At 62.0% G+C, this 22,827-nt stretch carries 22 protein-coding genes; 12 read left to right on the forward strand and 10 right to left on the reverse strand.

All coding sequences use genetic code 11. The features are described 5' to 3' along the window. Positions 1-15: 15 nt before the first annotated feature. Together HZ994_04475 and HZ994_04480 are read right to left on the reverse strand one after the other, a co-directional pair. Positions 16-1,443, reverse strand: a complete 1,428-nt coding sequence (locus HZ994_04475) for a circularly permuted type 2 ATP-grasp protein (protein QTN31609.1) — start codon at positions 1,441-1,443, stop codon at positions 16-18. A 72-nt stretch (positions 1,444-1,515) separates the two neighbouring features. After that, complete coding sequence (locus HZ994_04480) at positions 1,516-2,262, reverse strand: TPM domain-containing protein (GenBank protein ID QTN31610.1); 747 nt, start codon at positions 2,260-2,262, stop codon at positions 1,516-1,518. A 105-nt stretch (positions 2,263-2,367) separates the two neighbouring features. Between HZ994_04480 and ruvC the strand changes: the two genes are divergently transcribed. Further along, positions 2,368-2,871 carry a crossover junction endodeoxyribonuclease RuvC gene (gene ruvC / locus HZ994_04485; GenBank protein ID QTN31611.1) on the forward strand — a complete coding sequence of 168 codons (504 nt, stop codon included), beginning with the start codon at positions 2,368-2,370 and terminating at the stop codon, positions 2,869-2,871. 145 nt (positions 2,872-3,016) lie between these two features. Here ruvC and HZ994_04490 read toward each other — a convergent pair whose 3' ends face one another. The 5 genes from HZ994_04490 to HZ994_04510 all read right to left on the reverse strand — a co-directional run bounded on the left by HZ994_04490 (position 3,017) and on the right by HZ994_04510 (position 11,025). Further along, positions 3,017-4,345 (reverse strand): sulfatase-like hydrolase/transferase, encoded by a 1,329-nt coding sequence (locus HZ994_04490; protein ID QTN31612.1) that lies wholly within the window; start codon positions 4,343-4,345, stop codon positions 3,017-3,019. Next, entirely contained in the window at positions 4,342-5,784 is a 1,443-nt protein-coding gene (locus HZ994_04495) for a hypothetical protein (protein QTN31613.1), read from the reverse strand. The genes HZ994_04490 and HZ994_04495 overlap by 4 nt, the downstream gene beginning before the upstream one ends. 30 nt (positions 5,785-5,814) lie before the next feature. Beyond that, the gene (locus HZ994_04500) at positions 5,815-7,500 is read right to left on the reverse strand and encodes a sulfatase-like hydrolase/transferase (GenBank protein ID QTN31614.1); all 1,686 of its coding nucleotides are present in this window, start codon (positions 7,498-7,500) and stop codon (positions 5,815-5,817) included. A gap of 65 nt (positions 7,501-7,565) precedes the next feature. Continuing rightward, positions 7,566-10,115 carry an SUMF1/EgtB/PvdO family nonheme iron enzyme gene (locus HZ994_04505; GenBank protein ID QTN31615.1) on the reverse strand — a complete coding sequence of 850 codons (2,550 nt, stop codon included), beginning with the start codon at positions 10,113-10,115 and terminating at the stop codon, positions 7,566-7,568. Between the two features lie 193 nt (positions 10,116-10,308). Then, positions 10,309-11,025 carry a hypothetical protein gene (locus tag HZ994_04510; GenBank protein QTN31616.1) on the reverse strand — a complete coding sequence of 239 codons (717 nt, stop codon included), beginning with the start codon at positions 11,023-11,025 and terminating at the stop codon, positions 10,309-10,311. A 108-nt stretch (positions 11,026-11,133) separates the two neighbouring features. Here HZ994_04510 and HZ994_04515 point away from each other — a divergent pair, with 108 nt between their 5' ends. The 4 genes from HZ994_04515 to HZ994_04530 all read left to right on the forward strand — a co-directional run bounded on the left by HZ994_04515 (position 11,134) and on the right by HZ994_04530 (position 13,282). Further along, positions 11,134-11,730, forward strand: a complete 597-nt coding sequence (locus tag HZ994_04515; protein QTN31617.1) for a methyltransferase domain-containing protein — start codon at positions 11,134-11,136, stop codon at positions 11,728-11,730. Between the two features lie 52 nt (positions 11,731-11,782). Further along, positions 11,783-11,923 carry a hypothetical protein gene (locus HZ994_04520; protein ID QTN31618.1) on the forward strand — a complete coding sequence of 47 codons (141 nt, stop codon included), beginning with the start codon at positions 11,783-11,785 and terminating at the stop codon, positions 11,921-11,923. Further along, positions 11,923-12,543 (forward strand): lipoyl(octanoyl) transferase LipB, encoded by a 621-nt coding sequence (gene lipB / locus HZ994_04525; protein QTN34317.1) that lies wholly within the window; start codon positions 11,923-11,925, stop codon positions 12,541-12,543. Before HZ994_04520 ends, lipB begins: the two co-directional genes overlap by 1 nt. Positions 12,544-12,634: 91 nt before the next feature. Continuing rightward, positions 12,635-13,282, forward strand: a complete 648-nt coding sequence (locus HZ994_04530) for a type II secretion system protein (protein QTN31619.1) — start codon at positions 12,635-12,637, stop codon at positions 13,280-13,282. A 7-nt stretch (positions 13,283-13,289) separates the two neighbouring features. Here the strand turns inward: HZ994_04530 and HZ994_04535 are convergent, their stop codons facing one another. Continuing rightward, a complete protein-coding gene (locus HZ994_04535; GenBank protein QTN31620.1) occupies positions 13,290-13,961 on the reverse strand; it encodes a DUF1080 domain-containing protein in 672 nt (223 codons plus the stop codon). A 132-nt stretch (positions 13,962-14,093) separates the two neighbouring features. Between HZ994_04535 and HZ994_04540 the strand changes: the two genes are divergently transcribed. Together HZ994_04540 and HZ994_04545 are read left to right on the forward strand one after the other, a co-directional pair. After that, positions 14,094-14,969 (forward strand): transglutaminase family protein, encoded by an 876-nt coding sequence (locus HZ994_04540; protein ID QTN31621.1) that lies wholly within the window; start codon positions 14,094-14,096, stop codon positions 14,967-14,969. A gap of 76 nt (positions 14,970-15,045) precedes the next feature. Beyond that, positions 15,046-15,453: a hypothetical protein gene (locus HZ994_04545; protein ID QTN31622.1), complete on the forward strand. Its 408-nt coding sequence runs from the start codon at positions 15,046-15,048 to the stop codon at positions 15,451-15,453. A gap of 49 nt (positions 15,454-15,502) precedes the next feature. On the opposite strand, the gene HZ994_04550 is transcribed toward HZ994_04545, so the two are convergent. Together HZ994_04550 and HZ994_04555 are read right to left on the reverse strand one after the other, a co-directional pair. Continuing rightward, positions 15,503-16,183: a rhomboid family intramembrane serine protease gene (locus HZ994_04550; GenBank protein ID QTN31623.1), complete on the reverse strand. Its 681-nt coding sequence runs from the start codon at positions 16,181-16,183 to the stop codon at positions 15,503-15,505. Between the two features lie 24 nt (positions 16,184-16,207). Next, the gene (locus tag HZ994_04555) at positions 16,208-17,062 is read right to left on the reverse strand and encodes an ROK family protein (GenBank protein QTN31624.1); all 855 of its coding nucleotides are present in this window, start codon (positions 17,060-17,062) and stop codon (positions 16,208-16,210) included. 249 nt (positions 17,063-17,311) lie between these two features. On the opposite strand from HZ994_04555, the gene dnaX reads away from it, so the two are divergent. The 5 genes from dnaX to HZ994_04580 all read left to right on the forward strand — a co-directional run bounded on the left by dnaX (position 17,312) and on the right by HZ994_04580 (position 22,794). Continuing rightward, positions 17,312-18,769, forward strand: a complete 1,458-nt coding sequence (gene dnaX, locus HZ994_04560) for a DNA polymerase III subunit gamma/tau (GenBank protein ID QTN34318.1) — start codon at positions 17,312-17,314, stop codon at positions 18,767-18,769. Between the two features lie 12 nt (positions 18,770-18,781). Further along, on the forward strand, positions 18,782-19,087 hold the full coding sequence (locus HZ994_04565) for a YbaB/EbfC family nucleoid-associated protein (GenBank protein QTN31625.1): 306 nt from the start codon (positions 18,782-18,784) through the stop codon (positions 19,085-19,087). Between the two features lie 71 nt (positions 19,088-19,158). Then, positions 19,159-20,157 (forward strand): endonuclease/exonuclease/phosphatase family protein, encoded by a 999-nt coding sequence (locus HZ994_04570; protein ID QTN31626.1) that lies wholly within the window; start codon positions 19,159-19,161, stop codon positions 20,155-20,157. Positions 20,158-20,230: 73 nt separating this feature from the next. Next, positions 20,231-21,559: an alkaline phosphatase D family protein gene (locus tag HZ994_04575; GenBank protein ID QTN31627.1), complete on the forward strand. Its 1,329-nt coding sequence runs from the start codon at positions 20,231-20,233 to the stop codon at positions 21,557-21,559. A 77-nt stretch (positions 21,560-21,636) separates the two neighbouring features. Continuing rightward, complete coding sequence (locus HZ994_04580) at positions 21,637-22,794, forward strand: alpha-hydroxy-acid oxidizing protein (GenBank protein ID QTN31628.1); 1,158 nt, start codon at positions 21,637-21,639, stop codon at positions 22,792-22,794. The last annotated feature ends 33 nt before the right edge of the window (positions 22,795-22,827 follow it).

Below are 22,827 nucleotides of genomic sequence, written 5' to 3' on the forward strand. Positions count from 1 at the left end.
TCGTGTGTTTTGGATTTATTTGAGCACCCAGGTGTCCTTGGAGCCGCCTCCCTGGGAGGAGTTGACAACGAGTGAGCCTTTCTTGAGGGCGACGCGGGTAAGGCCGCCGGGGACGATTTTCACGGTCTCGCCGTTGATGATGTAGGGGCGTAGGTCGATGTGGCGGCCCTCCATGGCGCCATCGCACCAGGTGGGAGACTGGGAGAGGGAGATGACGGGCTGGGCGATGTAGTTGCGCGGATCGGCCTTGATGAGTCCGCGGAATGTCTCGATCTCCTCCTTGGAGGCGGTCGGCCCCATGAGCATGCCGTAGCCGCCGGATTCGTTGGCGGCTTTCACCACCAGCTCGGGAAGGTTTTTCATGACGTAATCCATGTCCTTTTCCTCGGAGGGCAGGAAGGTGGGGACGTTCGGCAGGATGGGTTTCTCGCCGAGGTAGTATTCGATCATCTTGGGGACGAAATAGTAGATCACCTTGTCATCGGCGATGCCGGTTCCGACGGCGTTGGCGAGGGCGACGTTGCCGGCCATGTAGGCGTTCATAAGGCCGGGGACGCCGAGCACGGAGTCCTTGCGGAAGACGACGGGATCGATGAAGTCGTCGTCGATGCGGCGGTAGATGACATCGACGCGGACGAGGCCTTTCGTCGTGCGCATGTAGACGAACTTGTCCTTCACCACGAGGTCGCGGCCCTCGACGATCTCGATGCCCATTTTCCTGGCGAGGTAGCAGTGCTCGAAATAGGCGCTGTTGAAGCAGCCGGGGGTGAGCAGCACGCAGACCGGATCGCCCTCGCGGCGGGGCGAGATGTGGTGGAGCATGTTGAGCAGGTCGCGCGGGTAGGAATCGACCGGGCGGACGCCGAGGGAGTCGAAAAGTGCGGGGAAGGCACGCTTGAGTGCGTTGCGGTTTTCCAGGAGGTAGGAGGCTCCGGAGGGGCAGCGGGCGTTGTCCTCGAGGACATAGTAGGTGCCGTCCGCGCCGCGGATGAGATCGCTGCCGCAGATCTGGATGTAGATGTCCTTCGGCACATCGACGCCGCGGAATTCCTTGCGGAAGCTTTTCGCCTCCTCGATGTAGAAGCGCGGGATGACCCCGTCCTTGAGGATTTCCTGGTCGTGGTAGATGTCGTTGAGGAAAAGGTTGAGCGCGGCGATTCGCTGGGTGAGGCCGGCCTCGATGAGCTCCCACTCGTCGGCGGGGATGACGCGCGGGACGGGATCAAAGGGGAAGATGCGCTCGGATCCCTGGTTGTCGTGATAGACGTTGAAGGTGATGCCCTGGCGCATGAAATACAGCTCGCTGGTCGCTTTCCGGGAGAGGAAATCGTCGGTCTCAATCTGCTGGAATTTGCCGAACAGGGGCTCGCAGTGCGGCCTGACGCTGCCGTCAGGGGCGAACATTTCGTCGTAGAACTTATCGGAGGCGTAGCCTTTGAACATGATTGGAAGGGTTTTGGGGTCTGGCGAAAGGATTAGCATCCGCCGCGCCAAAACCCCAATCGTATTTCAAATTTATCGACCGCCGGTGCCGAAGCTGCCGTGCCCCCCCCCGCCCCCGCCATAGGGTGCGGCGAGCCTTTCGGGCACCGCCACGGATGGGAAAACCCGTTTCTGGAATCTCCTTTTTTCGGATCTTCCCATGAGCCACCCGAGCCCCATGCCGCATAGCGCCAGCAGTGAGAGCGCACCGATGGTGATGAGCGCCAGCTTGAGCGAGCGGCTGCCATCGACGGGTGCTTCCTTGCGCGCGAAATATCCCTGGAGGTTCTCACCTATCCCGGAGACGAGCTTCTCCACATAGAGCTCGGGGTCCTTTTCCGGCTCGGCATCCTGGAGCACCTGCGAGATGTTCGCGACCAGTTCGTAGGCGGGGACTCCCGCCTTGTTTTCGACCAGTCCTTCACTGGCATCCAGACCGCGCCCGAAGCCGAGCCTGCGGGTATCGGACTCGAAGACGATGACCAGCCCGCCGCCGTCGGGCAGCCATTCCTGCTGGAGCTGCGAAGCGAGGTCGTTGGGCGATGTGGAGATCAGGACGCGCTCCAGGATCACGAAGAGGCGGTAGCCATGGCGCGCTTCCAGATCGCGGATGATCTCGATGATGCGCTGGCGGGCTGCGGGATCTTTCCCAAGCACCCCGCCATTGTCGGACAATCCGGAGGATGGCCGGGGAGGGATGTCTGCATCGGAAAGCATTTGCGCCGCAAGCGCACCGGCAAACACCGCCATGAGCGCAGCTATCAGGGAAAAGATTTTCACCGGGGGCAGCATCCATTTTCCCAAGCGCCCTGACAACCATGAAAAGCGTTTGCAGCGATGGATTTGCCGCTTCCATGGAAGGCATCATCCCGCCTAACTCCCTTCATGCGCGTCCTCGCCATAGACCCCGCCGTCCGCAACACCGGATACGCCATCCTGGAGGGCGATCCGCGCAAACCGTCCGTACTCGGCTACGATGTGATCTCCATCCCGCAGTCCATCCCGCAATCCGCCGCGCTTTCCGCGATCCGCACCCACCTCGTGCACCTAATCGCCAAGCACCAGCCCGACGAGGTGGCGGTGGAGGGAATCATCTACGTACAGTCCCACCGCACGGCGATCTCGATGGGTGCGGCCCGCGCCGCCGCGTTGATCGCCGCCGCCGACCATGGCCTGCCCGTGTACGAATACGCCCCGCGGAAAATCAAGATGGCCGTCGTCGGGAAAGGCACGGCGGACAAATCGCAGGTCGCGTTCATGGTCAGAGCCCTGTTAGGGCTTTCGGAAACCCCTCCACCGGATGCCGCGGATGCACTCGCCATAGCCCTCGCCCACCTTCAGGCATCCGATCCGATCCGCGCGAAGCTGCTCGACCGCAGGCTGGTCTGACCTTTGCCACTCGCCTCCACAGAAAGAATTCCTCTGCCATTCCAAGACCCAACGGTCACTTTCAAAAATCTCGCCGGGAAGACGGAACAAACCGTCTGGCACATGCCATGTTTCCTGAATGCTTCGTCGGCGAATCGCTATCGTTTCACCGCAGGTAGTCCTTTCCCGCGAAGCTCGCCTTGACGCCCTCTTGCCAGGCCTTGAGCTCCTTGAGCATTTTCCCCACTTCCTGCGGATGCCCGCCCGCGATGTCCTTTTCCTGGCCGGGGTCATCCACTATGTCGTAGAGCGTCACGGATTCCTCCCTGCGCCGCTTGCTGGGTGCGTCGAGCCGCAGGATGTGGCGACCGTCGATCCATGCCGAATTCAGGATCTCACATGAGGGGGGCTCGCTCTTGCCAGCGTAGCGGCCAGAGGCGAAGCCCAGCGGTTTGGGGCGGCTCTCCATCCTGCCATCGAACAGCGGGACGATGCTCACACCGTCGATCACCGGCTGGTGCCCCATGCTGACGCCGGCGACGTCCAGCACGGTGGGATACATGTCGATATGGCAGACCGGCACATCCGAGCGCATGGGCCTGGGGATTTTCCGTGGCCAATCAATCAGTCCGATGGTGCGCGCGCCGATGCGTCCCTTTTTCTCAATGCCGGAAGTGTCTGAGATCCCGCCATTGTCGCTGACGAACCAGAGCAGGGTATTCTCGGCGATGCCGAGCCGCTTCAGTTCTCCGCGCAGCTTGCCGACGGCGGCGTCGAGCCCCGAGATCTCGCCCCACAGGTTCTGTTCCGCTTCGGGGAGATCGGGATAGAGCTTCTTGAATTCCTCAGCGGCTTGGTGAGGGGCGTGCGGCGAACCGAAGCAGATTTGGGCGAAGAAGGGCTGGCCGCGTTCCGCGCGTTTCCCGATGAAATCGAGCGCGATCTCAATGATGGCCACCGACGTGTCGCCGGTGGTCTTGATCGGTGCCTCATCCTGCTTGTCGCTGTCGCCCACGAAGAATGCAGCACCAAGGTCGAAGTAGTTTTTGCTCCATACGGCCTCATCGAATCCGACCTTCAGAGGGTGGGTGCCGTCACGGCCCAGACCCCATTTGCCGAAGTGGCCGGTCTCGTAGCCGGCGGTCTGGAGCGCGGCTGCCACCGTGACCTCCCCCTCCTGCATCGCGCCCACTGTCGTGACCATGCGTGCGCGCAGCGGGGTGCGTCCTGTCAGGATCGCCATGCGCCCCGGAGAGCAGGTTCCGGCGGCCGAATAGAAGTAATCGAACCGCAATCCCTCCGCCGCCATGCGGTCGAGGTGAGGGGTTTTGACGATGGGGTTGCCGCTGTAGCCCGTGTCCATGAAGCCCATGTCGTCGGCGACCACGAAAATGATGTTCGGCTTGGAATGAGGGCTATCAGCTTTGGCGGAGCCGATGAAAGCCGGAATGGCACCGAGGAGGAGGCAGGCCAGCAAAAAGAATGAACGGGTCATTTTCCGATGGGTGGGGTTTGGCGGTCATACCCGCAGGTGGTGAATGGCCCGACGGGCATGGCGTCGGTGTTGTAGAGCAGGTGTCCGAGGGGCTGGCCCGTGTAGGCGTAACGCACGGCGATCGGCTTCTCCACGCCCCCGGCCGAGACGATGAGTTCGGAGCCGTCGATCCTGCCATCGGCCCAGTGCCATGCGCCGTCGGCGTCCTGGATCGACAGCCACTGGAGCTTTGCGTCCGGGGTGGGAACAGCTGGCAGGAAGCCGTCCGGCAAACCTTCCGCCTTCTTCGCGACCATCAGGCCCACCTCCGCATCATCGGTGAACGAAACGCGGATCGTTTTCCCCTCGATCTCATGGCTTTTGTAAAGCGGGCAGGCGGTGATTTTCTTCATGCCATAGACCTTGTTGAGGACGGATCGGGCCAGCCGGTCGCCGGTGTCGTATTTGTTCGGCGGGTGTTCGCCCTTGGTACCGACGTCGAGGGTGACCGCCATGCCGGTGTGGGGCAGTGCGAGGGTTTCCACATAGGCCTGACGGATCTCGGCCCGGCCGTCACCGCCTGCGGGGTTTTCGGTGGTCGATTCGCCGAGACCCGGCAACTGGACGTAGTGGACCGGGAAGTCGCCCTGTCCCCAGGCCTTGCGCCATCCGAGGATGAGGGATTTGAGTTTCGGGTGATAGGCGCGGCCGTCCTTCATGTTGCTCTCTCCCTGATACCAGACGGCTCCGCGGATGCCGTAACCGACCAAGGGTTCCAGCAGTTCGGTGTAATGTTTGCCAGTGGGATAAGGCGGTTCGTTGAGCCAGCTCTCGATGTTCGAGCCGCCAACCGCGCGGGTCATCAGGCCAATCGGGATCAGGGCGTCCTGCTGCAGGCGGCGAGCGAAAAAGAAGGCCACCTTGCCGAAGTTCGGGGCCGTCTCCGGCGAGCAGACAAGCCAGGCATCCTCGCCCAGCAGGCGCAGCGCGGGGTAGTCGGCCTTGTCGAGCGAGTCCGCGGGATGGTGCGCGCCCCTGCCGGTTTTCATGCGACCCGCCATGTTTGACTGGCCCGCGCAAAGCCACACGTCGCCGACGAGCAGGTTGCGGATTTGCTTGGTGGCCTGCTCGCCGTCCTTCGCGCAGACCACCGTCATCGTCTTGCCCTCCGGCGAGTCGTTGACCGACTTGAGGGGCACGGCGGTCAAAGGCTCGAGCAGGAGGCGCCACCGCCCTTCGGCATCCGCGGTGGCCGTGGCGGATTTCCCGTCGAAGCCTACGGTCACCTTCGCACCGGGAAGCGTATGCCCCCATACGGGCAGCTTGATGTTTTGCTGAAGCACGCCGTTGTCACGGAATGGCCCGGCGACAGAGGGCTCAAGCGACGGCTCGGCTGCAGACGCGCCGATGAATGCGTAAACCCAGGCGAAGGTGGCGGCGAAGATGGGATGGGGTTTCATGGCTTTTGGTATCTTTGGGGGAAAAGTGGCTCAACGTTTCTTTTTTCCGGCGGGCTTCGGATAGATGAAGGTCCGCTCGGCCTCCTTTTCCCAGAGATCGGCCAGCTCGCGCACTTTCTCCGGGTGGGTTTTGCTGAGATCGTTGAGTTCGGAGCGGTCGTCCTCGATTGCGTAAAGTTCCCACGGCCGAGTTTCCCCTGCGCGCACCAGTTTCCACGGCCCCTTGCGGATCGCGGCCTTGCCGAAGTGCTCGAAGAGCAAAACCCGCTCCTCCGTGCGGTCGGCGGCGAAACCGCCTGCCAGGCTGCGGCCCTCCATCGGCAGGATGTCGTGATCGGCGAAGCGTGCGGGATACTCCTGACCGGAGAGCTCGATACAGGTGGCCATGAGATCGACCAGGTGACCCGGCTCGTGGCGCAGTTCGTTGCGGGCGGCGATGCCCTTGGGCCAATGGGCGATGAGCGGGGTGGCGATGCCGCCCTCGTGGTTGCTGCTCTTGTATTCGCGGAACGGGGTGTTGGAGACGCTGGCCCAGTTGCGGCCGTAGGCGATGTAGGTGTCGGCTGGGCCGGGCATTTCCCCCGGACCGGTGCGCACCGGGCGACCGTCGCGGGATCTCTGGGGGACCATCATGGTCTGGAGCTCGTCTTTCCCCATCGGGACGATGTCGTCCGGCAGCGGGCGCTTCGGGGTCTTGCGACCGTTGGCCTCGGCGCAACCCCCGTTATCCTGAAGATACAGGATCAGCGTGTTGTCGAGCTGGCCGGTGGCTTGAAGGGATTCGACGATGCGGCCGATGCCCTGATCCATCGAGTCGACCATGGCCGCATAAACCTCCATGCAGCGCAGCTCCCACGCCCGTTCGGACTCATCCACCGCTTTCCACGAAGCGTCCGCGGGGCTCAGCTTCCAGTCGCCGATGACTCCGAGCGCCTTCATCTTTTCGTAACGTGCCTCGCGGATCGCCTCGTATCCGGCGTCATAGCGGCCCTTGTATTTGGCGATGTCCTTTTCGAGGGCATGCATCGGCCAGTGTGCGGCGGTGTAGGAGACATACATGAAGAAGGGTTTTCCCGCATGATCCTTGGAATGCTCGCGGACGTAACGGGAAGCGTGGTCGCTGATCGCATCGGTGTAGTAGTATTCCTTCGGCTGGTATTCCTCGTCGTTTTCGGGAGTGATCGCGTCGTTGCCGCGTGTGAGCGTCCAGGGATCGAAGAAACTACCGGCACCGATGATGGTGCCGTAGAAGCGGTCGAAGCCGCGCTGCAAAGGCCAGTTGCTCTTGTCGCCCTCAGGCTTGAGCTGCTTGGTCACGTGCCATTTGCCCGCCATGTAACTGCGGTAGCCGGCGGGCTTGAGCGCCTCGGCGATGGTGACCGCGTTGCGCGACAGGTCGCCCCGGTATCCGCGCTGGCCTCCGTCGTTGGTCATCTCGCCGATGCCCGCCTGGTGGGCGTATAGCCCGGTCAGGAGAGAGGCGCGGGTCGGGCAACAGCGGCCGGTGTTGTAGAAGCGGGTGAAGCGCAGGCCGTTCGCCGCTAGGCGGTCGAGCGTTGGAGTCTCGATTTCACCGCCGTAGCAGCCTATGTCCGAGTATCCCATGTCATCGGACATGATGAGGATGATGTTCGGCTTGCCGGGTCCGTCTTCGGCGGTGGCCGTGAGAGCCCCGATGAAGAAACAGATGGATGTGATATGGAAAAGGCGTGTCATGGGATTCATTGAGGGTGGTTTTGAAAAGTCCTATCGACCGGTCACGGTAATGTCCATGACCGAGCCTAATTTTTGCCCGGCGGCATCAGGATGAAAAACTTAAGAGCCACGCCAAACTGCGGGGCTTGATCGCGCCAGAAGTGCAGGATGTTCTTGCCCTGCCTGAGGTTCAGCGTGACCGGCTCGCTCTCTGCCCACAACCCGATCGTGAAGGGCAGCGCGATGGTGGTGGGGGACTTGTCCTCATTGACGGAAAGCTGGAGCGACTGTCCGACATTCGAGGTGGCCACCTTGGCGGTCAGCGTATAGGTGCCGGCCTTGGGCACCTCGATCGTGTAATCCATTTCCGAATGGGTTCCCAGCAGCGGCCCTGCCGGATCGATCCCGGGGCTGTTCGCGTAGTAATCCTCCGAGTGTTCGTCGCGGACGAACTCCGCGACGTTGCCATAGATGTCGTGTAGCCCCCAGGGGTTGGGTTTTTTCCGGCCGACCGGATGGGACTTTCCTCCCGCGTTGCCATTGAACCAGGCGTATTCCCCGAGCTTCGAGGGTTCGTCGCCGAAGAACCAGCGGGTGCCGGTGCCTGCGCGGGCCGCGTATTCCCACTCGGCCTCGCTCGGCAGGCGCGCTTCCAAGCCGATCATCGCGGAGAGATGCTCACAGAACAGCAGGGCGTTGTAAGGTTTCACTCCGTCCGCCGGATAATCCGGGCCGCTGCCCATGCTTCCCTGTGCCTTGCCCATGACCGCCTCGTATTGAGCCTGGGTTACCTCGTATCTTCCGAGGTAGAAGCCCTTGGTGAGGGTCACATCATGTCTCGGGGTGTTGGCGAGAACGTCGCCTTGCTTTTCCCTGAGGTCGCCTCCCATGAGGAACCTCCCCGGTGGGATGTAAACGAACTCCATCGCCACGCCGTCCGCCAGTTCGACCGCGAATTCCTTTTCGGCCCGTTCACCGTCCGGCGTCACCGCGACCCTGAAGCCGCGCAGATCCTTGGATTTTTTCGGACGCGCGCCCCTCCAATGGCGTGTCGCGGACTCACACAGGGAAGCCTCATGGCGCAAGGATCCGCCCCTCACCAGGATCGGCTTCTGCTGGAGGAAGCGCGGCAGGAACACCTGCATCCCGCCGCCGAAGCTCTCCATGGCAATCACATCCTCGCTGTCGCCCGTGGCTTGCGCGCAGGCCGCCGCCGGAATGGTGATGGTGCCGTCTTCGCCCCGGGTGATCTGGCGGGCATCGGGAGGGATGGGCTTGCTTTCCCCGGCGTCGCTCTTGCCGTCGGCCTCGCCGAGATCCGCACCGACGGCATCGGGTGTCACCGCCCCGGATTTCTCGATGATACTCCTCTGGGTGGCCAGCGCGACGGCATTCCAGAAGGCGGGGGCGGCCTTCGGGTCGAACTCCGTGTAGCAACTTTTCTCTCCCATGGCATCGCCGATCCAATAGGCACGCTTCACCTTGAGAAATTCGTTTGCGCGGGCGCGCGCTTGGGTGGTGGCGAGGAAATCGCGGTCGGTGCGGTAGCGGGTGGTGGACTTGCCACTACCCCAGCCCGGGCCGAGGACAACGACCCAACCTTGCGGCGTCCATCGTGCCGAGGCTCCGTGGCCGGTGCTGGGACGCGCGGTGGCGGGAATCCCAAAAGCGCGGCAGATGAAGCGCGCGAAGAACGAACGGCGCCCGCAGATCCCCCCATTCATGAGGATGTTCTGTGGCCCCATCAGTTCGGGCCGGTCCTTTCCGACGTCGATGGATCCGTAGCGGACATCGGTGTTGACGAGGTTCGCATAACGCCAGCCCTCGTTCTCGGTGAAAATATGATCGGGCCGGTAGTTGCGCAGCATTTCACGCCCCCAGGCGAGAGCCTCGTCGCCTTCCGGGGCGCAGACGACAAAGCGGAGGTCCCAGATGCCCAGGCGGTCGAAGTTCGCATCCAGCTCACCGGCCTGGTAGGCCTTCTCGAAATGCAGGTAGCGTTTCACCGGATCGATGGGATCGGGTTTGGCGGGAGCGTCTTCTGTCCCGTCGTTCCCAAGCGGTTCGCTGAATTCCAGGCTGACCGCCAAGGCCAGGCGCTGCAACACTCCCTCCTTGGCCTTGGGACTGGCTTTCTGGATTGCGGTGTAAATTCCCATCGCGCGGCCATAGTTGGCCGGTTCCGAATCGCGGCCATGCACTGGGCGCGCACCGTCGGCGATGGCCATCTGAAGCATCAGTTGGTCGTCTGCCAGCAGGGCATCGATTGATCTCCTCTGCTCGGCTCCCTTGGCGGCGAATTCAGCCAGTCCGGCGGGCGTGGCTTCATGGAGGATGACGAATTTCGCCAGCTTTGCATCGAGGGCATCGCTGGCGAGGAACTTGTCCAACTCAGGCAGCTTTCTGGCGGCCTCGACCCGCGCCTTGGAGTCCTTGGCTCCTTCGATGCCCGCGCGGGAGGCGTCGTTGAATCGGGGCAGTTTCGCACTGATCTCGGAACGCAAGGCTTCAAGCATGCCCGAGTAGGGATCGGCGGCCTGCGCTGCCGTGGGGATGCTTCCGGCAAGGGCGGCGCAGAATAAGGCGGAAAAGACCTGCCGTAGGGGCTTGGATTCGGGCATGCATGATTTTTTCATTGGGTCGTTTCGTTCGGTTATGCTTCGCCGCAGATACGGTGAAGCACTGCGAATGTACACGGCGGTTTCCTCCGGGAACGCCGAGGGTGCGCCGATCCTATCACGGGGAAAAAACACACGCATCTCCCATGCTTCATGAAGTGATGGGTTCCCACATGTTTCCGATGAGCCATTCCACGCGCCAAAACGGCCTCTATCTAGCCTTTGCATCCGCCAGTTGCCTGAGTGCCGCCTCCCCGAATCGCTCGCCCAGCTTGACGGATTCTCCGCTTGGATAGTGGAGATCTCCCTCGGGCTTGGCTGCATCTCCGCCGTTGAGGTCGTCGGTGTCGATCCATGATCCGAGGGGATCGTCTTCCGCGATCTTCTGTTGCACCGCGCGCATGCGCTTCCAGCCCTCGGCCGCGTCTCCATGCAGGCCGTAATCGCTGATGCGGCCGATCACGAAATGCATCTCTTCGATGCCGAGCTCTTTTTTGAGGCGGCCCGTGAGCGTGATGAAGCTTCGCCCGTAGGCCGCGCCCAGATCACGGCTGGCATCCGACTCGCCCTGCATCCAGATCAAGGTGACGGTCTTGAAGGTGCGCGCATCGCAGCTGTCTCGCACCGCCTTGGCCAGCCGCAGGAATTCCTCGCCGTTGCCACCCGTGAGCCTGCCTTGCAATTCATGGCCTTCGGGCGGCGCATAGTCCGCGACCCAAAAGCGTATGCCGCGCCCGGCGCGAGAGCATTGGACGATCATGACCTCATCCTCACCCAAAGACCCGGCGACCCTGTCGGTGAAACCTTTCCTCAGGCTGCCCGTCATGTTGGACTGGCCGGAAAGGATGAACAGGTGGCCGGACTTTTCCCCTGCGCGTGCAAGCAGCGCCAACATGCCGGCAACAAGAAGGTGGGCGAGGGATTTCATGAGCATCCCGGCATTACATCCTGTCGGAGCCGGTTCTTGCAGATCGCATCGCGGCCACCGGATCGCAGCTTGGTTTGACCTACGGGAATGGAGGGCTAGTTTCGACCCATGACGGACTGGAACGCGCGTTACGAAACCGGCGACACCCCTTGGGAAAAGGGTGAGGCCGCACCGCCCTTGCTGGAAGCTTTGGGAAAACTCGGCGCCGAAATCTGGGGCGATGGCCCGGTGCTCGTGCCAGGCTGCGGCTCCGGCCACGATGTCCGGGCGCTCGCCGCATCTGGCCTGCCATCGGTTGGCGTTGATCTGGCCCCGCTTGCGATTGCGGCCGCCGAATCACATCCCAAAGCCGGTGCGGAAACCTACGAGCTCGCGGATTTCCTCCATCCCGGTTGGCAGGAAGGCAGGTCGTTTTCCGCCCTCTGGGAGCATACCTGCTTCTGCGCGATCGATCCCTCACGGCGCGATGATTACGCCCGGGCCTGTGCGAATCTCATCGCGCCCGGCGGTCGCCTCATCGGCGTGTTTTTCCTCACACCCCAAGGCCCCGGCGAGGAAAACCAGGGGCCGCCTTTCAACTCGACGGCCACGGAAATCGAAGCCCGCTTTGCGGAATGGTTCGACCGCGAGCACGGCTGGATTCCGGAGCGTGCCTACCCCGGACGGGAAGGGAAGGAGTGGGTTGCGGTTTTCCGCAGGAAATGAGATCCCGCTTTCTGCTTGCCCGTGAGATGGGATTCCCGGCAAATCAGGGCAGATGAAATTCCTCTTCCTCTGCATGGCCTGCGTTGCCGCCGCATCATGCGCAAGCCCGCCCGCGCAGCCTCCCGGGATGCCGCTGGACAGGGAGTTCAGTCACGGCGAGGAAAACTCCGCCATCACCAAGGTCACGCAATGATGCCGGAGATACGCACCATCCCGGAGCCGGTATCCTATGCCCACGGCCTCACGCTTCAGGAAAAGGCTGTCGAAGCCATCCTCTCCGGCGAGGGCAATGACACGATATTCCTGTTAGAGCATGAACCGGTTTACACCATAGGCCGCCTCCGCGACCAATCCTCGCTGCGTGCCGCCGCCAGCCTGCCGCACCCCGTATTCGAGACGAACCGTGGAGGCCAAGCCACCTACCACGGACCTGGCCAGCTCGTCGGCTATCCCATACTCGACCTCAACCCGCGCGGGCGTGATCTCCATCTCCACCTCCGCCTCATTGAGGACGCACTCATTTCCGCCTGCGCAGATCTCGGCGTGCAGGCCGGTCGCCGCGTGGGGATGACCGGGGTGTGGGTTGAGGACAGGAAACTCGCCTCCATCGGGGTCGGCGTGCGAAAATGGGTCTCCATGCACGGCTTTGCGATCAACGTGACCCGCGAGTCGCTGCCACCGTTCCTTTCGATAACCCCGTGCGGGCTGGATGGGGTTTCCATGACCTGCATCGAGGCGGAGGCATCCGCACCGGTGACGATGGCCGGAGCCGTGGGTATGATTGCCAGACATCTTGAATTCCGGTTTGGATAGCTGTTTTTCATCGGTGGAATGCGATCCTGTGCAGGCTGTTGGCATGCGGGCGGCTTGGATGTGAGGGGCAACCAATCTCCGAACATACCGCATGAAAAACAACCGCATCCCCCCTTCCCATGGCTTCACCCTCGTGGAGCTTCTCGTCGTCATCGCAATTGTCGCCGTCCTCGCCGCCCTCAGCTCCACGGCTGTCTTCCGCTTCAGGAAATCGGCGGACAAGGTCGCCGTCACCAACAACCTCAGGCAGATCCAGGCGGCCAACATGGGCTACGCCACGGAGCAGAACGGAAAGTTCGTCCCGCCGAGTGAGACGGTGGAAGGCATCACCTACCTCTGGTTCGAGAACCCCGATTTCTTAAGCCAGATCAAGGGCGGATCGGCAACCTATGCTGCCGACGGCTCGGCCAACACCAGCCTGGAGCTTTCCATGATGGATCCTGCTGTGATTCGGGAAAAACCGTCCGGCTACAAGACGCTCGCCGCCAGCTACGGCTACACCACCCCCGTGGACGCAAGCCCCCTGCGCAAGGCCCAGCTCGACGACGCTTCCCGCACCGCCGCATTCATCACTGCGGACGCTCCCTTCGCCGGATACGGTTCAAAGGCAAACATTGCGTATCGCCATGGTGACAAGGCAATCGTTGTCTTCCACGACGGACACGCAATTCCTCTTTCCGCGCAGGAGATCGCCAAGAAATCCGCATCCAACGTGTTCTGGGGAGCATCCGCCCTGTGAGACTGCCTCAGGGAAGCTCCTTGATACGCAGATTTTTCCAGCGGACATCGGTTGCACCGCCAGCATGCACCTGCATTCCGAAGAATCCTTCGGCGGTGGCGTTTTTCGGATCCTCGTCGGTGTAGTCAACGCGCTTTTCTCCGTTGAGGAAAATCTGGATGTGATTGCCTTCGCATAGGATGCGGATCTCGTTCCAGCCCTCGGGCTTGAAAATCCCCTGTCCCTGCTTCGTGAAGGCCGCGCACTGCGCCTTGTCCGCCTTGTCCGGGAAAAGCCAGCCGCGCCGCGCCTCATCGTAGAGCCCGGCGGTCCATGCCCGGGCCATGCCGTTGTCATGCTCGCACTGGTAGCCGAAGACCCGCCCGTTGCCATCCGCCGATTCCTTCTGCAAGCCACGGAACATCATCCCGGAATTCCCTTTGAGCGTGTCGAACTTCATCTCGAAGCGGAAATCAAAATTCCTATACGTTTTCTCGGAAATCAGGAACGTGTTCGCATTCACCTTCCGCCCTGTGCCGACAATCTCGCCGTCCACCATCCTGTATTCGCCGTTACCTCCGACCTTTTTCCAACCGGTCAGATCCTTGCCGTTCGTCAGCGGGGTGAAGCCTTCCTCCACCTGGGCGAAAACGGGGCAGGTGAGCAGGGCGATTACGGGCAGCAGGTTTGTCATGTTCATGGTATGTATGCCAGATACGCCTTCCGGAAGCGCTTTCTTGCGGCTGCACCCACCCTGCGGTGTCTGAGCCCCGCGCGCAATGCCAACCCGGTAAAGATCGACACCCGGAACACCGCGGGATAAACCGATGGCGTGCGATACAAAGTGACCCACCGGACAAGATATGTGTACGAAGGCGTGGTGACAGTCTCCCACCATCTCGCCCGTCTCGCACCGAGATTCCTTCCAGGCCAGCGCTGCCCATGGCATGTGATCGAGATCGTCCCGGAGCCGGTCGGACGCAGCCGCCACAACGACGTTTACGGGAACGTCACCACCTACTTCGAGTGCGAGGGCGCGCACGGCGAGCTTGAGGTGACGGCGCGGAGTCTTGTGGAAGTGCTGCCCACAGCCAGGCCGGAGCCCTCCTCCACCCCACCATGGGAAACGATACGGGATGCCGCCGGCGCCGACAAGCTCACCCCCGGCACCGAGGCGGGCGCGTTCCGTTTCTCCTCGCCCATGGTTCCGCTCGGAGATGAGTTCGCCGGATATGCCAACGCCGATTTCCCGCCCGGACGCCCTATCCTTGAGGCCGCTTCCGCCTTGATGAACCGCATTCACCGCGAGTTCGATTTCAACCCCGCAGCCACCGATGTCGCCACCCCCGTCGCCGAGGTTCTCCAGAAAAAAGCCGGGGTCTGCCAGGACTTCGCCCACGTGATGCTCGCCTGCCTGCGCTCGCTGGGCCTACCCGCACGCTACGTCAGCGGGTATCTGGAAACGCTTCCCCCTCCCGGCCAGAAACGCCTCACCGGTGCCGATGCCTCCCACGCCTGGGTCTCCATCTTCTGCGGAGAGACCGCCGGCTGGATCGATGCCGATCCCACCAACGACCTTCTCCCCGGCGAGCGCCACATCACCGTCGCCTGGGGGCGCGACTTCTCCGATGTCAGCCCGCTGCGGGGCGTGACGCTGGGCGCGGGCGGGCAGAGCCTGACGGTGGAGGTGGATGTGGAGCCGATCTGAAAGAAGGGGTTCGCTCCGGGACTCGTTGCGATTCGGCCTTGACCCTGCGGTGCATCAACCCCAGTTCTCCGGCGACATGACTTTTGAATACGAACCCATCGAATGGGATGATGAGATCACCCTGCTGATCGACCGGCTTGAGGAGAAATCCGCGGATGGCGGCCTGACACGCCAGGAACGCGCGCTGATGGATGTTGTCGAGACCGTCCAGTTGCTCGACCCCGAAGGCGAGGGCTTGCACGAGTTCTGGCAGACACCCCTGAACCACAGGCGAATCATCAGCTCCTTCGACCTCGTCGGAGCCAGCGCCGTGGTCGATGCGCTCAACGCGAGCCAGTGGTGCCAGACGCGTGGCGATGACCGCGACCAATACTCGGAAACCGAATCCGAATACCTCGCAGGCATCGAGGATGAGCTCTACGAAGCCCTCGCCGAGCTACCTGATCAGGTTGCCGAGTTCATCGAGGATGAGATCGGGATGTAGATGGGTCAGTTCACGCTCCCGGCATGATGGGGATGCGCCGAAAAATCGCTCAGAAAATCTCCTCGGCTCCCTTGCCAGTGAAAATATCGAGCAGTGAGCGGTTGTCGTAGCGGGTGAGTTCGATCCAACCGAGATGTAACCCGGTCAGACCGATCGCAACCCCGCCTGCAAGCCCGCCGATGTGCGCCCAGTAGGCAATCATCGAGCCGCCGGTGGCAACACCCCATACATCGAACAGCAGCCAGAAGACGATGATGATCCATGCTTTCACCGCAAAGGTTCCACCCTTGATGAGAAACAGCCACCAGACATGGATGCGGTTCAACGGATACATCGCCAACACCATCCCGACCACCCCGTTGATCGCACCACTGGCCCCGATGGCCGGGCCGCCGTCGAAAAGATTGTGGGCGGCGGCGGCGATCAGGGTGCAGCCGAAAAATGCGGCGAGGTAGCGGAGATTCCCGATGTTGGTGCACACGGCGTTTCCGAAAACCCATAGGAAAATCATGTTCCCGATCAGGTGGATGAAGCCGCCGTGGAGGAAGATGTGCCCGATGAGCCCAGCCGGGTTCCAGCCCCACAGCACCATCCTGTCGATCGCTTCCTCGGAAATCACACCGAAGATGGCTGCGAGGGAAACCAGTGTGGACAGGCCCACCAGGATCCAGTTCGCCCACGGGCGCTCCTGCCTCAAGGTCTCGATCTCGTAGGGTATCAAAAGGAACATCGCGGTGGCGATGCGATAGGAAAACTACAGCCCCGTCAACATCAGCGCGCCGCGGATGCCGGCCTCCTGGTCGAACTTCGGCGGCACTACGTAGGGCGAATTCTCAACCGCAGGGAAATACCCGCCCGCAAGTTCGCGGAGCAGGTTTTCCGTCTTCTCATGCAGCCCCTCCGCCTGCGAGACCCCGCCGCCGATCACCACCCTTTCCGGCGGGGCAACGGCGAGCAATGCCTGGATCCCGTGCGCCAGATACCATGCCTCGGTGTCCCACGCGGGATGCCCTGGTGGAAGCCCGCCGCCCGGAGTTCCCCAGCGCCGCGCAATCGCCGGCCCGCTGGCCATGCCTTCCAGGCATGCGCCATGAAACGGGCAAGCGCCCTTGAAATCATCCCCGGGTTTGCGCGGCAACAGCAGATGTCCGAACTCCGGGTGGAGCGCCCCGTGCAACAGCCTGCCATCGCAAAGCACCCCCGCCCCGATCCCGGTGCCGATGGTGATATACGCGACGTTTTCCAAGCCCTCCGCCGCACCGATCCGCGCCTCCGCAAGACAGGCGGCGTTCACATCCGTTTCCAAGGTGATTTTCATCTCAGGAAACACCGCAAGCAGCGTCTTTGTGATCGAAAACCCGCTCCAGTTCGGCTTCGGCGTGGGGAGCATCTCGCCCCAGTTCGCGGCCTTTGGGTTGACCTGCACCGGCCCGAAGGCGGCGATCCCCATCGCTTCCGGCGTGCCTTTTCCGGAAAACCATTCGATCGCCTTCTGGAACGTTTCCTCCGGGGTGCTTGTCGGATAACGGCGCTCCTCGATCAAAGTTCCGTCGCTTTCCCCAATCGCGACCACCGTCTTGGTGCCGCCCAGTTCCATCGCTGCAATCATTCTGGGAGCCTAGCGGCATGAGCGGGAGCGTCGAGCTTTCGGTTTCCAATGGGATCTGGCCATCAACGGAAGGATCACCTTCGATCCAACGAGGCTTGCCCCCGGAGATCGAAAAGCGCGTCGCACGTGGGGAAAATCCGATCGGGGTGAGGGTAAAACATCGCCTGTTACGGCAGGATTTGAAAGCTACCGGAGGAATCCGGAAAATCCCCGCATGACAAACCCGCCCCCATCCCTATGCTCGGGGGCGTGAGTTACCAGGTTTTCGCCAGAAAGTATCGCCCCAAGACCTTCGCCGACGTCCTCGGGCAGGATCATGTCGTCCGCACCTTGCGCAATGCCATCGAGCAAAAGCGCCTCGCCCACGCCTACCTTTTCGTCGGCCCGCGCGGCACCGGCAAGACCTCCACCGCCCGCATCCTCGCCAAAGCCCTCAACTGCACCGGCGGCCCCAGGATCGACTTCGACCCGGATGAGGACGTCTGCCGCGAAATCGCCGAAGGCCGCTCGCTCGACGTCCTTGAAATCGACGGTGCCTCCAACAACGGCGTCGAGCAGGTGCGGGATCTCCGCGAATCCGTGAAATACGCCCCGGCCCGCGGGCAGTTCAAGATCTACTACATCGATGAGGTACACATGCTCTCCAACGCGGCCTTCAACGCCCTGCTGAAAACCCTCGAGGAGCCGCCGGAGCACGTGAAGTTCATTTTCGCCACCACCGAGGTTCAGAAAATCCTGCCTACCATCCTCTCCCGCTGCCAGCGCTTCGACCTTCGCCCCATCTCCACCCAGACCATCGCCGATCACCTGCTCCACATCGCCTCGGAAGAAGGCATCACCCTCGACAAGACCGCCGCATGGGCCATTGCCAAGGGCGCAGACGGCGGGATGCGCGACGCCCAGTCCATGCTCGACCAGCTCGTTGCCTTCTGCGGAGAGACGATCACCGAGGAGAACGTGCTCGACGTCTTCGGCTTCACCTCGCGGGAAAAGGTCGCCGCCCTGACCACGGAACTCCTATCCAGAGAGACCCCTGCCGCCCTCAAGCTAATCCAGACTGAATCCGAAAGCGGCCGCGAGCTCTCCCAGCTCCTCGGCGAGCTCATCGGCTGCCTGCGCGGCCTGCTCATCGCCAAGCTCGACCCCTCCGCCGACGGCGAGGGCATCCCGGCAGCGCTTTGGGAAAAACTCCTCGATGACGCCGGCGAATACGCCCCGGAGCGCATCCTCGCCGCCATCGATGTCTTCGCGGAAACGGAAGGTCGCATGAAATGGGCCACTAACAAACGCCTGCACTTCGAGCTTGGCATGATCAAGGCGATCCAGGTGCTTTCCGAAGTCCGCATCACCGATGTCATCAGCATACTCACGAAAGGTGCGGATCACCTTTCCTCACCCGCTCCCGCACCCGCGGCGGCGGCAGAGCCCGCTCCCGCACCCCAGGCCGTCGCCCCACCGCAGCCCGAGCCAGCTCCTCCCGTCCGCAAGGAAAAACCCGGCGACACCATGGCCGCCTTCGACGACCTGATCGCCAACGCCCCCGAGGGCGGTGACGAGGACGAGGAAACACCGTTCCAGGCTCCCAAGCCAGAAGCCGCCGCCCCACAACCCAAGCCGGAGGAAAAGACCGAGGAGGACACCTTCTACAAGGATCCGCTCATCCAGGCGGCGATGGCTAAATTCGAGGCGAAGATCCTCGGGAACTGAACACACCTGATCATGAACATACAGAAACTGATGAAACAGGCCCAGCAGATGCAGGCAGGGCTGGCGGCGAAACAGGAAGAACTCGCGAAACGGGAGGTCGAGGTCTCGGTCGGCGGCGACAAGGTGACAGTCCGCGCCACCTGCGCGGGCAATGTTCTCTCCATCAAGATCGATCCCGCCGTGGTCGACCCTTCGGATGTCGATTTCCTACAGGATCTCGTCCTCAAAGGCGTCCAGGAAGCCATCGCCAAGGGCAAGAACCAGGCGGAGGCCGAGATGAAGAAACTCACCGGCGGCCTCGGCATACCGGGGATGTAAGTTCCAACCTTCCACCCCCAAGGAAGACAATCCATTTCGCGAGAATTCTCGCTCATTCGCGGTTAGAAACCATGTCAACAACAAGGCGAGCAGCAGGTTGGGTGTTCGTCGGCGCATCGCTGCTGATGCATGTCCTCACCGTCTGGGCTTACGCCAGCCAGCCGGACTCCCTCGCCGCTTTCACCGTCTTCCCACTGTGGTTCTGGGGCGGCATCGGGCTTGCGCTTTCCGTCATCGCCTTCTGCTTCCTGCGCGCACCGCTCTCGCTCATCGTCACTGCCGTCTGGGCGGTCACCCTCTCCGTGGCGATGGATGAGGCGAAGGCACTCTCGAACTTCAACCACCCCAAGATCGCCGTCGAACGCTCCGTCATGCTCGACGGCCAGCGCATCATCCGCGTCGCCACGGTGAACTGCGCCAGCTTCGGTTACGGCGATCCGATGGACGACCTCAGGAAATGGGATCCGGACATCGTCCTGTTGCAGCAGGTCTTCCCCCATCGGGTGAAACAGGTCGCGGAAAACCTCTACGGCGGGCAGGCTGATTTCCGCGCCTACCAGACCAATGGCATCGTCACCCGCTTCGAGATCCGCCGGGAAGTCAGGAACCCGGCCTCGCGCAACCAGCAGGTCACCATGCGCCTTCCGGAGGGCACCGAGATCGAGGTGGTCAACATCCACCTCGCCACGGCCGCAACCGACATGCGCCTGTGGAGTTCGGATTCCCGCTCACTCCACCGGCAAAACCGCGATCTCCGCCGAAAGGAGTTGTCCGTTACACTCCAGGTGCTCGAACAGACACGCCCTTTCACTTCCACCCCGACCATCCTCGGCGGCGATTTCAACTCGGGAGCCACCGATGTCGTACACCGCCAGCTCATCCGCGATTTCGACGATGCCTTCTCGGTGGTCGGACGCGGCTGGGGCAACACCTTCCACCGCCGCTTCCCCATCCACCGCATCGACCACATCTACGCCACCCGCCAGCTCCAGCCAGTCAGCTGCGGCGTCATTGTTTCCAGGAAAACCGATCACAGGATCGTCATCGCAGACCTGCGCCTGCAGCGGTGACGTGGGGGCGATCTTCGGTCGCCCCCTGTTCCCACCCAATGAGCGGCGACCGAAGATCGCCCACACCAACCGAATGAAAATACCAACTATCCTCTTTCTCCTTCATTTCCCATGCCATGCCATCGGTCTCGCCAACGGCGTAAAGATCGGCGAGGTAACCGACACCACTGCGGTCTTATGGGCGCGCCTGACCAAGGACAAGCAAGCCGGCAACCGCGTGGATGAATGGAAAGCCGACGCGCCGAACTGGAGCGTGCCGGGATGCGGGGGACAAATACGCTTCCACTATTACAAGGACAACGACAGGGAAAACCTGTCCTCCACTGCGTGGACTTCCGTGGATGCGGAGACCGATTTCTGCCATCAGGTGAAACTCGAAGGCCTTGAACCGGATACCGCATATGCCTACGAGGCGCAGGGGCAGGTGGACGGCAGGGGCGATGCCATCAAAGGCGAATTCCGCACCGCTCCCCTCTCCTCATACGATAAACCCATCACCTTCACGGTCTCCACCTGCCAGGAATTCGAGCTCCGCGATGACATGGAAAACGGCCACAGGATCTACCGCTCCATGCTCGCCCTGAAGCCGTCGTTTTTCATCCAGACGGGCGACACCCTTTATTACGACCGCAAGCCGCCGCTCGCGAAAAACATGGAACTCGCCCGCTACCAATGGGGACGCATGTATTCCCTGCCTTTTCAGAGAACCTTCCACAAAAGTATCCCTAGCTACTGGATGCACGACGACCACGACCTCCTTAAGGATGACTGCTGGCCCGGGCAAACATACGGCGACCTGACGTGGGAGCAGGGGCTGAAAATCTGGCGCGAGCAGATCCCGCAATCCGAGAAACCTTACCGTACCTTCCGCTGGGGCAAGAACCTCCAGATCTGGCTGCCGGAAGGCCGTGAGTTCCGCTCTCCTAACAAAATGGAAGACGGTCCTGAAAAATCGATCCTGGGGAAAGAGCAATGGGCTTGGTTGGAAGAGACGATGAAAGCCTCGGACGCCACCTTCAAACTTTACATCTCCGCCACGCCGGTCGTAGGCCCGGACCGTGGCGGCAAGAACGACAACCACGCGAACGAGGGTTTCCACCACGAGGGCGAGCGCCTGCGGAAATTCCTCAACTCCATACCCGGCTGCTTCGTCATCAACGGCGACCGCCATTGGCAATACCACTCCGTCGATCCCGAGACCGGCCTCAACGAATTCGGCTGCGGCCCGGCCTCGGACGCCCATGCGCAAGGCTGGAACCCGAAGGACAAGCGCCCGGAGCACAGGTTCCTCCGCGTGAAGGGCGGGTTCGCCTCGATCACCGTGGACGGCAAGAAGGCCGTTTTCACCCACCACGATGTGGATGGTAAGGAAACCTACTCGACAACTTTGCAGGGACTGTGATGTTTGGGGGAAAATCTGCCTTTCCCATGACGGAATGTCACTCTAGTTTGCGGCTGCCTGCCACAACCACCAAACCCATGGAAGAATCCTTCAATTCATCGCTGCCCTCCATCGAACACCTGCGCCAGAGGGCGAAACGGCGCATGCCCGGCTTCGCTTTCGATTACCTGGAGGGCGGATGTTTCTCTGAAATCAACCTGAGGAGAAACACCGAGGAGATCCGCGAGGTGCAGCTCAGGCCGTATTATTTGCGCGATTATGCAGGTGCCTCGCAGAAAACGGAATTGTTCGGCCGCACGTATGATGCGCCGTTCGGGATCGCACCCATCGGCCTGCAGGGGCTAATGTGGCCGCGCGCAACCGAGATTCTGGCGAAAGCCGCGTTTAAGGCAAACATCCCCTTCATCCTCAGCACGGTCGGCACCGCCAGCATCGAGAAAGTCGCCGAAATCACCGAGGGCAACGCATGGTTCCAGCTTTACCATCCCGTCGAGGACGATCTCCGCGACAAGCTCCTGAAACGCGCCGAGGTCGCCGGTTTCCCGACCCTGGTGATCCTCGCCGACACGCCGACTTTCGGATACCGCCCCAAGGAAATCCGCAACGGCCTTTCGATCCCGCCGCGGATGACGATGCGGAATATTTTCCAGATGATGACCCACCCTACCTGGTCGTTTTCCCAGCTCTTCGCGGGTGCTCCGGAGTTCCAGACGATGAAACCCTACATCCCGAAAGGCCTCAGCATGAAGCACCTCGGGCTGTTCATGAACAAGACCTTCAAGGGCCGGCTGAATCCCGATAAGATCAAGGCCTTGCGCGACCGTTGGCCCGGCAAGCTTGTGATCAAGGGCGTCGTCACCACCGAGGACGCAGAGTCCGCCATCGCCTGCGGTGTCGATGGCATGATCGTCTCCAACCACGGCGGCCGCCAGCTCGATGCCGGGCAATCCACTATCAAGCCGCTCGCAGAACTCGTCCGCACGGTGGGCGACAAGACCACCCTGATGATCGACAGCGGCGTCCGCTCCGGGCCCGACGTGGCCTGTGCCCTCGCCACCGGCGCGAAGTTCGCCTTCATGGGACGGAGCTTCATGTACGGCGTCTGCGCCATGGGCAACAAGGGCGGCGAACATACCATCTTCATGCTCAAGCGCCAGCTCCAGCAAGTGATGGAGCAGATCGCCTGCGAGCGCGTGGAGGATTTCCCGAAACACCTGATCCGGGAGGATTCCTGAGCCCACCGGGAGCGCGGGTTTCCAACCCGCATC

The sequence above is a fragment of the Akkermansiaceae bacterium genome, from assembly GCA_017798145.1.
Classification (GTDB): Bacteria; Verrucomicrobiota; Verrucomicrobiia; order Verrucomicrobiales; family Akkermansiaceae; genus Luteolibacter.

Coding starts and splice junctions, on each gene's coding strand:
- HZ994_04505 (QTN31615.1), bottom strand. CDS start 10,115: ATGAAAAAATCATGCATGCCCGAATCCAAGCCCCTACGGCAGGTCTTT.
- HZ994_04545 (QTN31622.1), top strand. CDS start 15,046: ATGACTTTTGAATACGAACCCATCGAATGGGATGATGAGATCACCCTG.
- ruvC (QTN31611.1), top strand. CDS start 2,368: ATGCGCGTCCTCGCCATAGACCCCGCCGTCCGCAACACCGGATACGCC.
- HZ994_04495 (QTN31613.1), bottom strand. CDS start 5,784: ATGAAACCCCATCCCATCTTCGCCGCCACCTTCGCCTGGGTTTACGCA.
- HZ994_04510 (QTN31616.1), bottom strand. CDS start 11,025: ATGAAATCCCTCGCCCACCTTCTTGTTGCCGGCATGTTGGCGCTGCTT.
- HZ994_04535 (QTN31620.1), bottom strand. CDS start 13,961: ATGAACATGACAAACCTGCTGCCCGTAATCGCCCTGCTCACCTGCCCC.
- HZ994_04475 (QTN31609.1), bottom strand. CDS start 1,443: ATGTTCAAAGGCTACGCCTCCGATAAGTTCTACGACGAAATGTTCGCC.
- HZ994_04555 (QTN31624.1), bottom strand. CDS start 17,062: ATGATTGCAGCGATGGAACTGGGCGGCACCAAGACGGTGGTCGCGATT.
- HZ994_04575 (QTN31627.1), top strand. CDS start 20,231: ATGAAAATACCAACTATCCTCTTTCTCCTTCATTTCCCATGCCATGCC.
- HZ994_04520 (QTN31618.1), top strand. CDS start 11,783: ATGAAATTCCTCTTCCTCTGCATGGCCTGCGTTGCCGCCGCATCATGC.
- HZ994_04515 (QTN31617.1), top strand. CDS start 11,134: ATGACGGACTGGAACGCGCGTTACGAAACCGGCGACACCCCTTGGGAA.
- HZ994_04500 (QTN31614.1), bottom strand. CDS start 7,500: ATGACACGCCTTTTCCATATCACATCCATCTGTTTCTTCATCGGGGCT.
- HZ994_04570 (QTN31626.1), top strand. CDS start 19,159: ATGTCAACAACAAGGCGAGCAGCAGGTTGGGTGTTCGTCGGCGCATCG.
- lipB (QTN34317.1), top strand. CDS start 11,923: ATGCCGGAGATACGCACCATCCCGGAGCCGGTATCCTATGCCCACGGC.
- HZ994_04530 (QTN31619.1), top strand. CDS start 12,635: ATGAAAAACAACCGCATCCCCCCTTCCCATGGCTTCACCCTCGTGGAG.
- HZ994_04580 (QTN31628.1), top strand. CDS start 21,637: ATGGAAGAATCCTTCAATTCATCGCTGCCCTCCATCGAACACCTGCGC.
- HZ994_04550 (QTN31623.1), bottom strand. CDS start 16,183: ATGTTCCTTTTGATACCCTACGAGATCGAGACCTTGAGGCAGGAGCGC.
- HZ994_04490 (QTN31612.1), bottom strand. CDS start 4,345: ATGACCCGTTCATTCTTTTTGCTGGCCTGCCTCCTCCTCGGTGCCATT.
- HZ994_04565 (QTN31625.1), top strand. CDS start 18,782: ATGAACATACAGAAACTGATGAAACAGGCCCAGCAGATGCAGGCAGGG.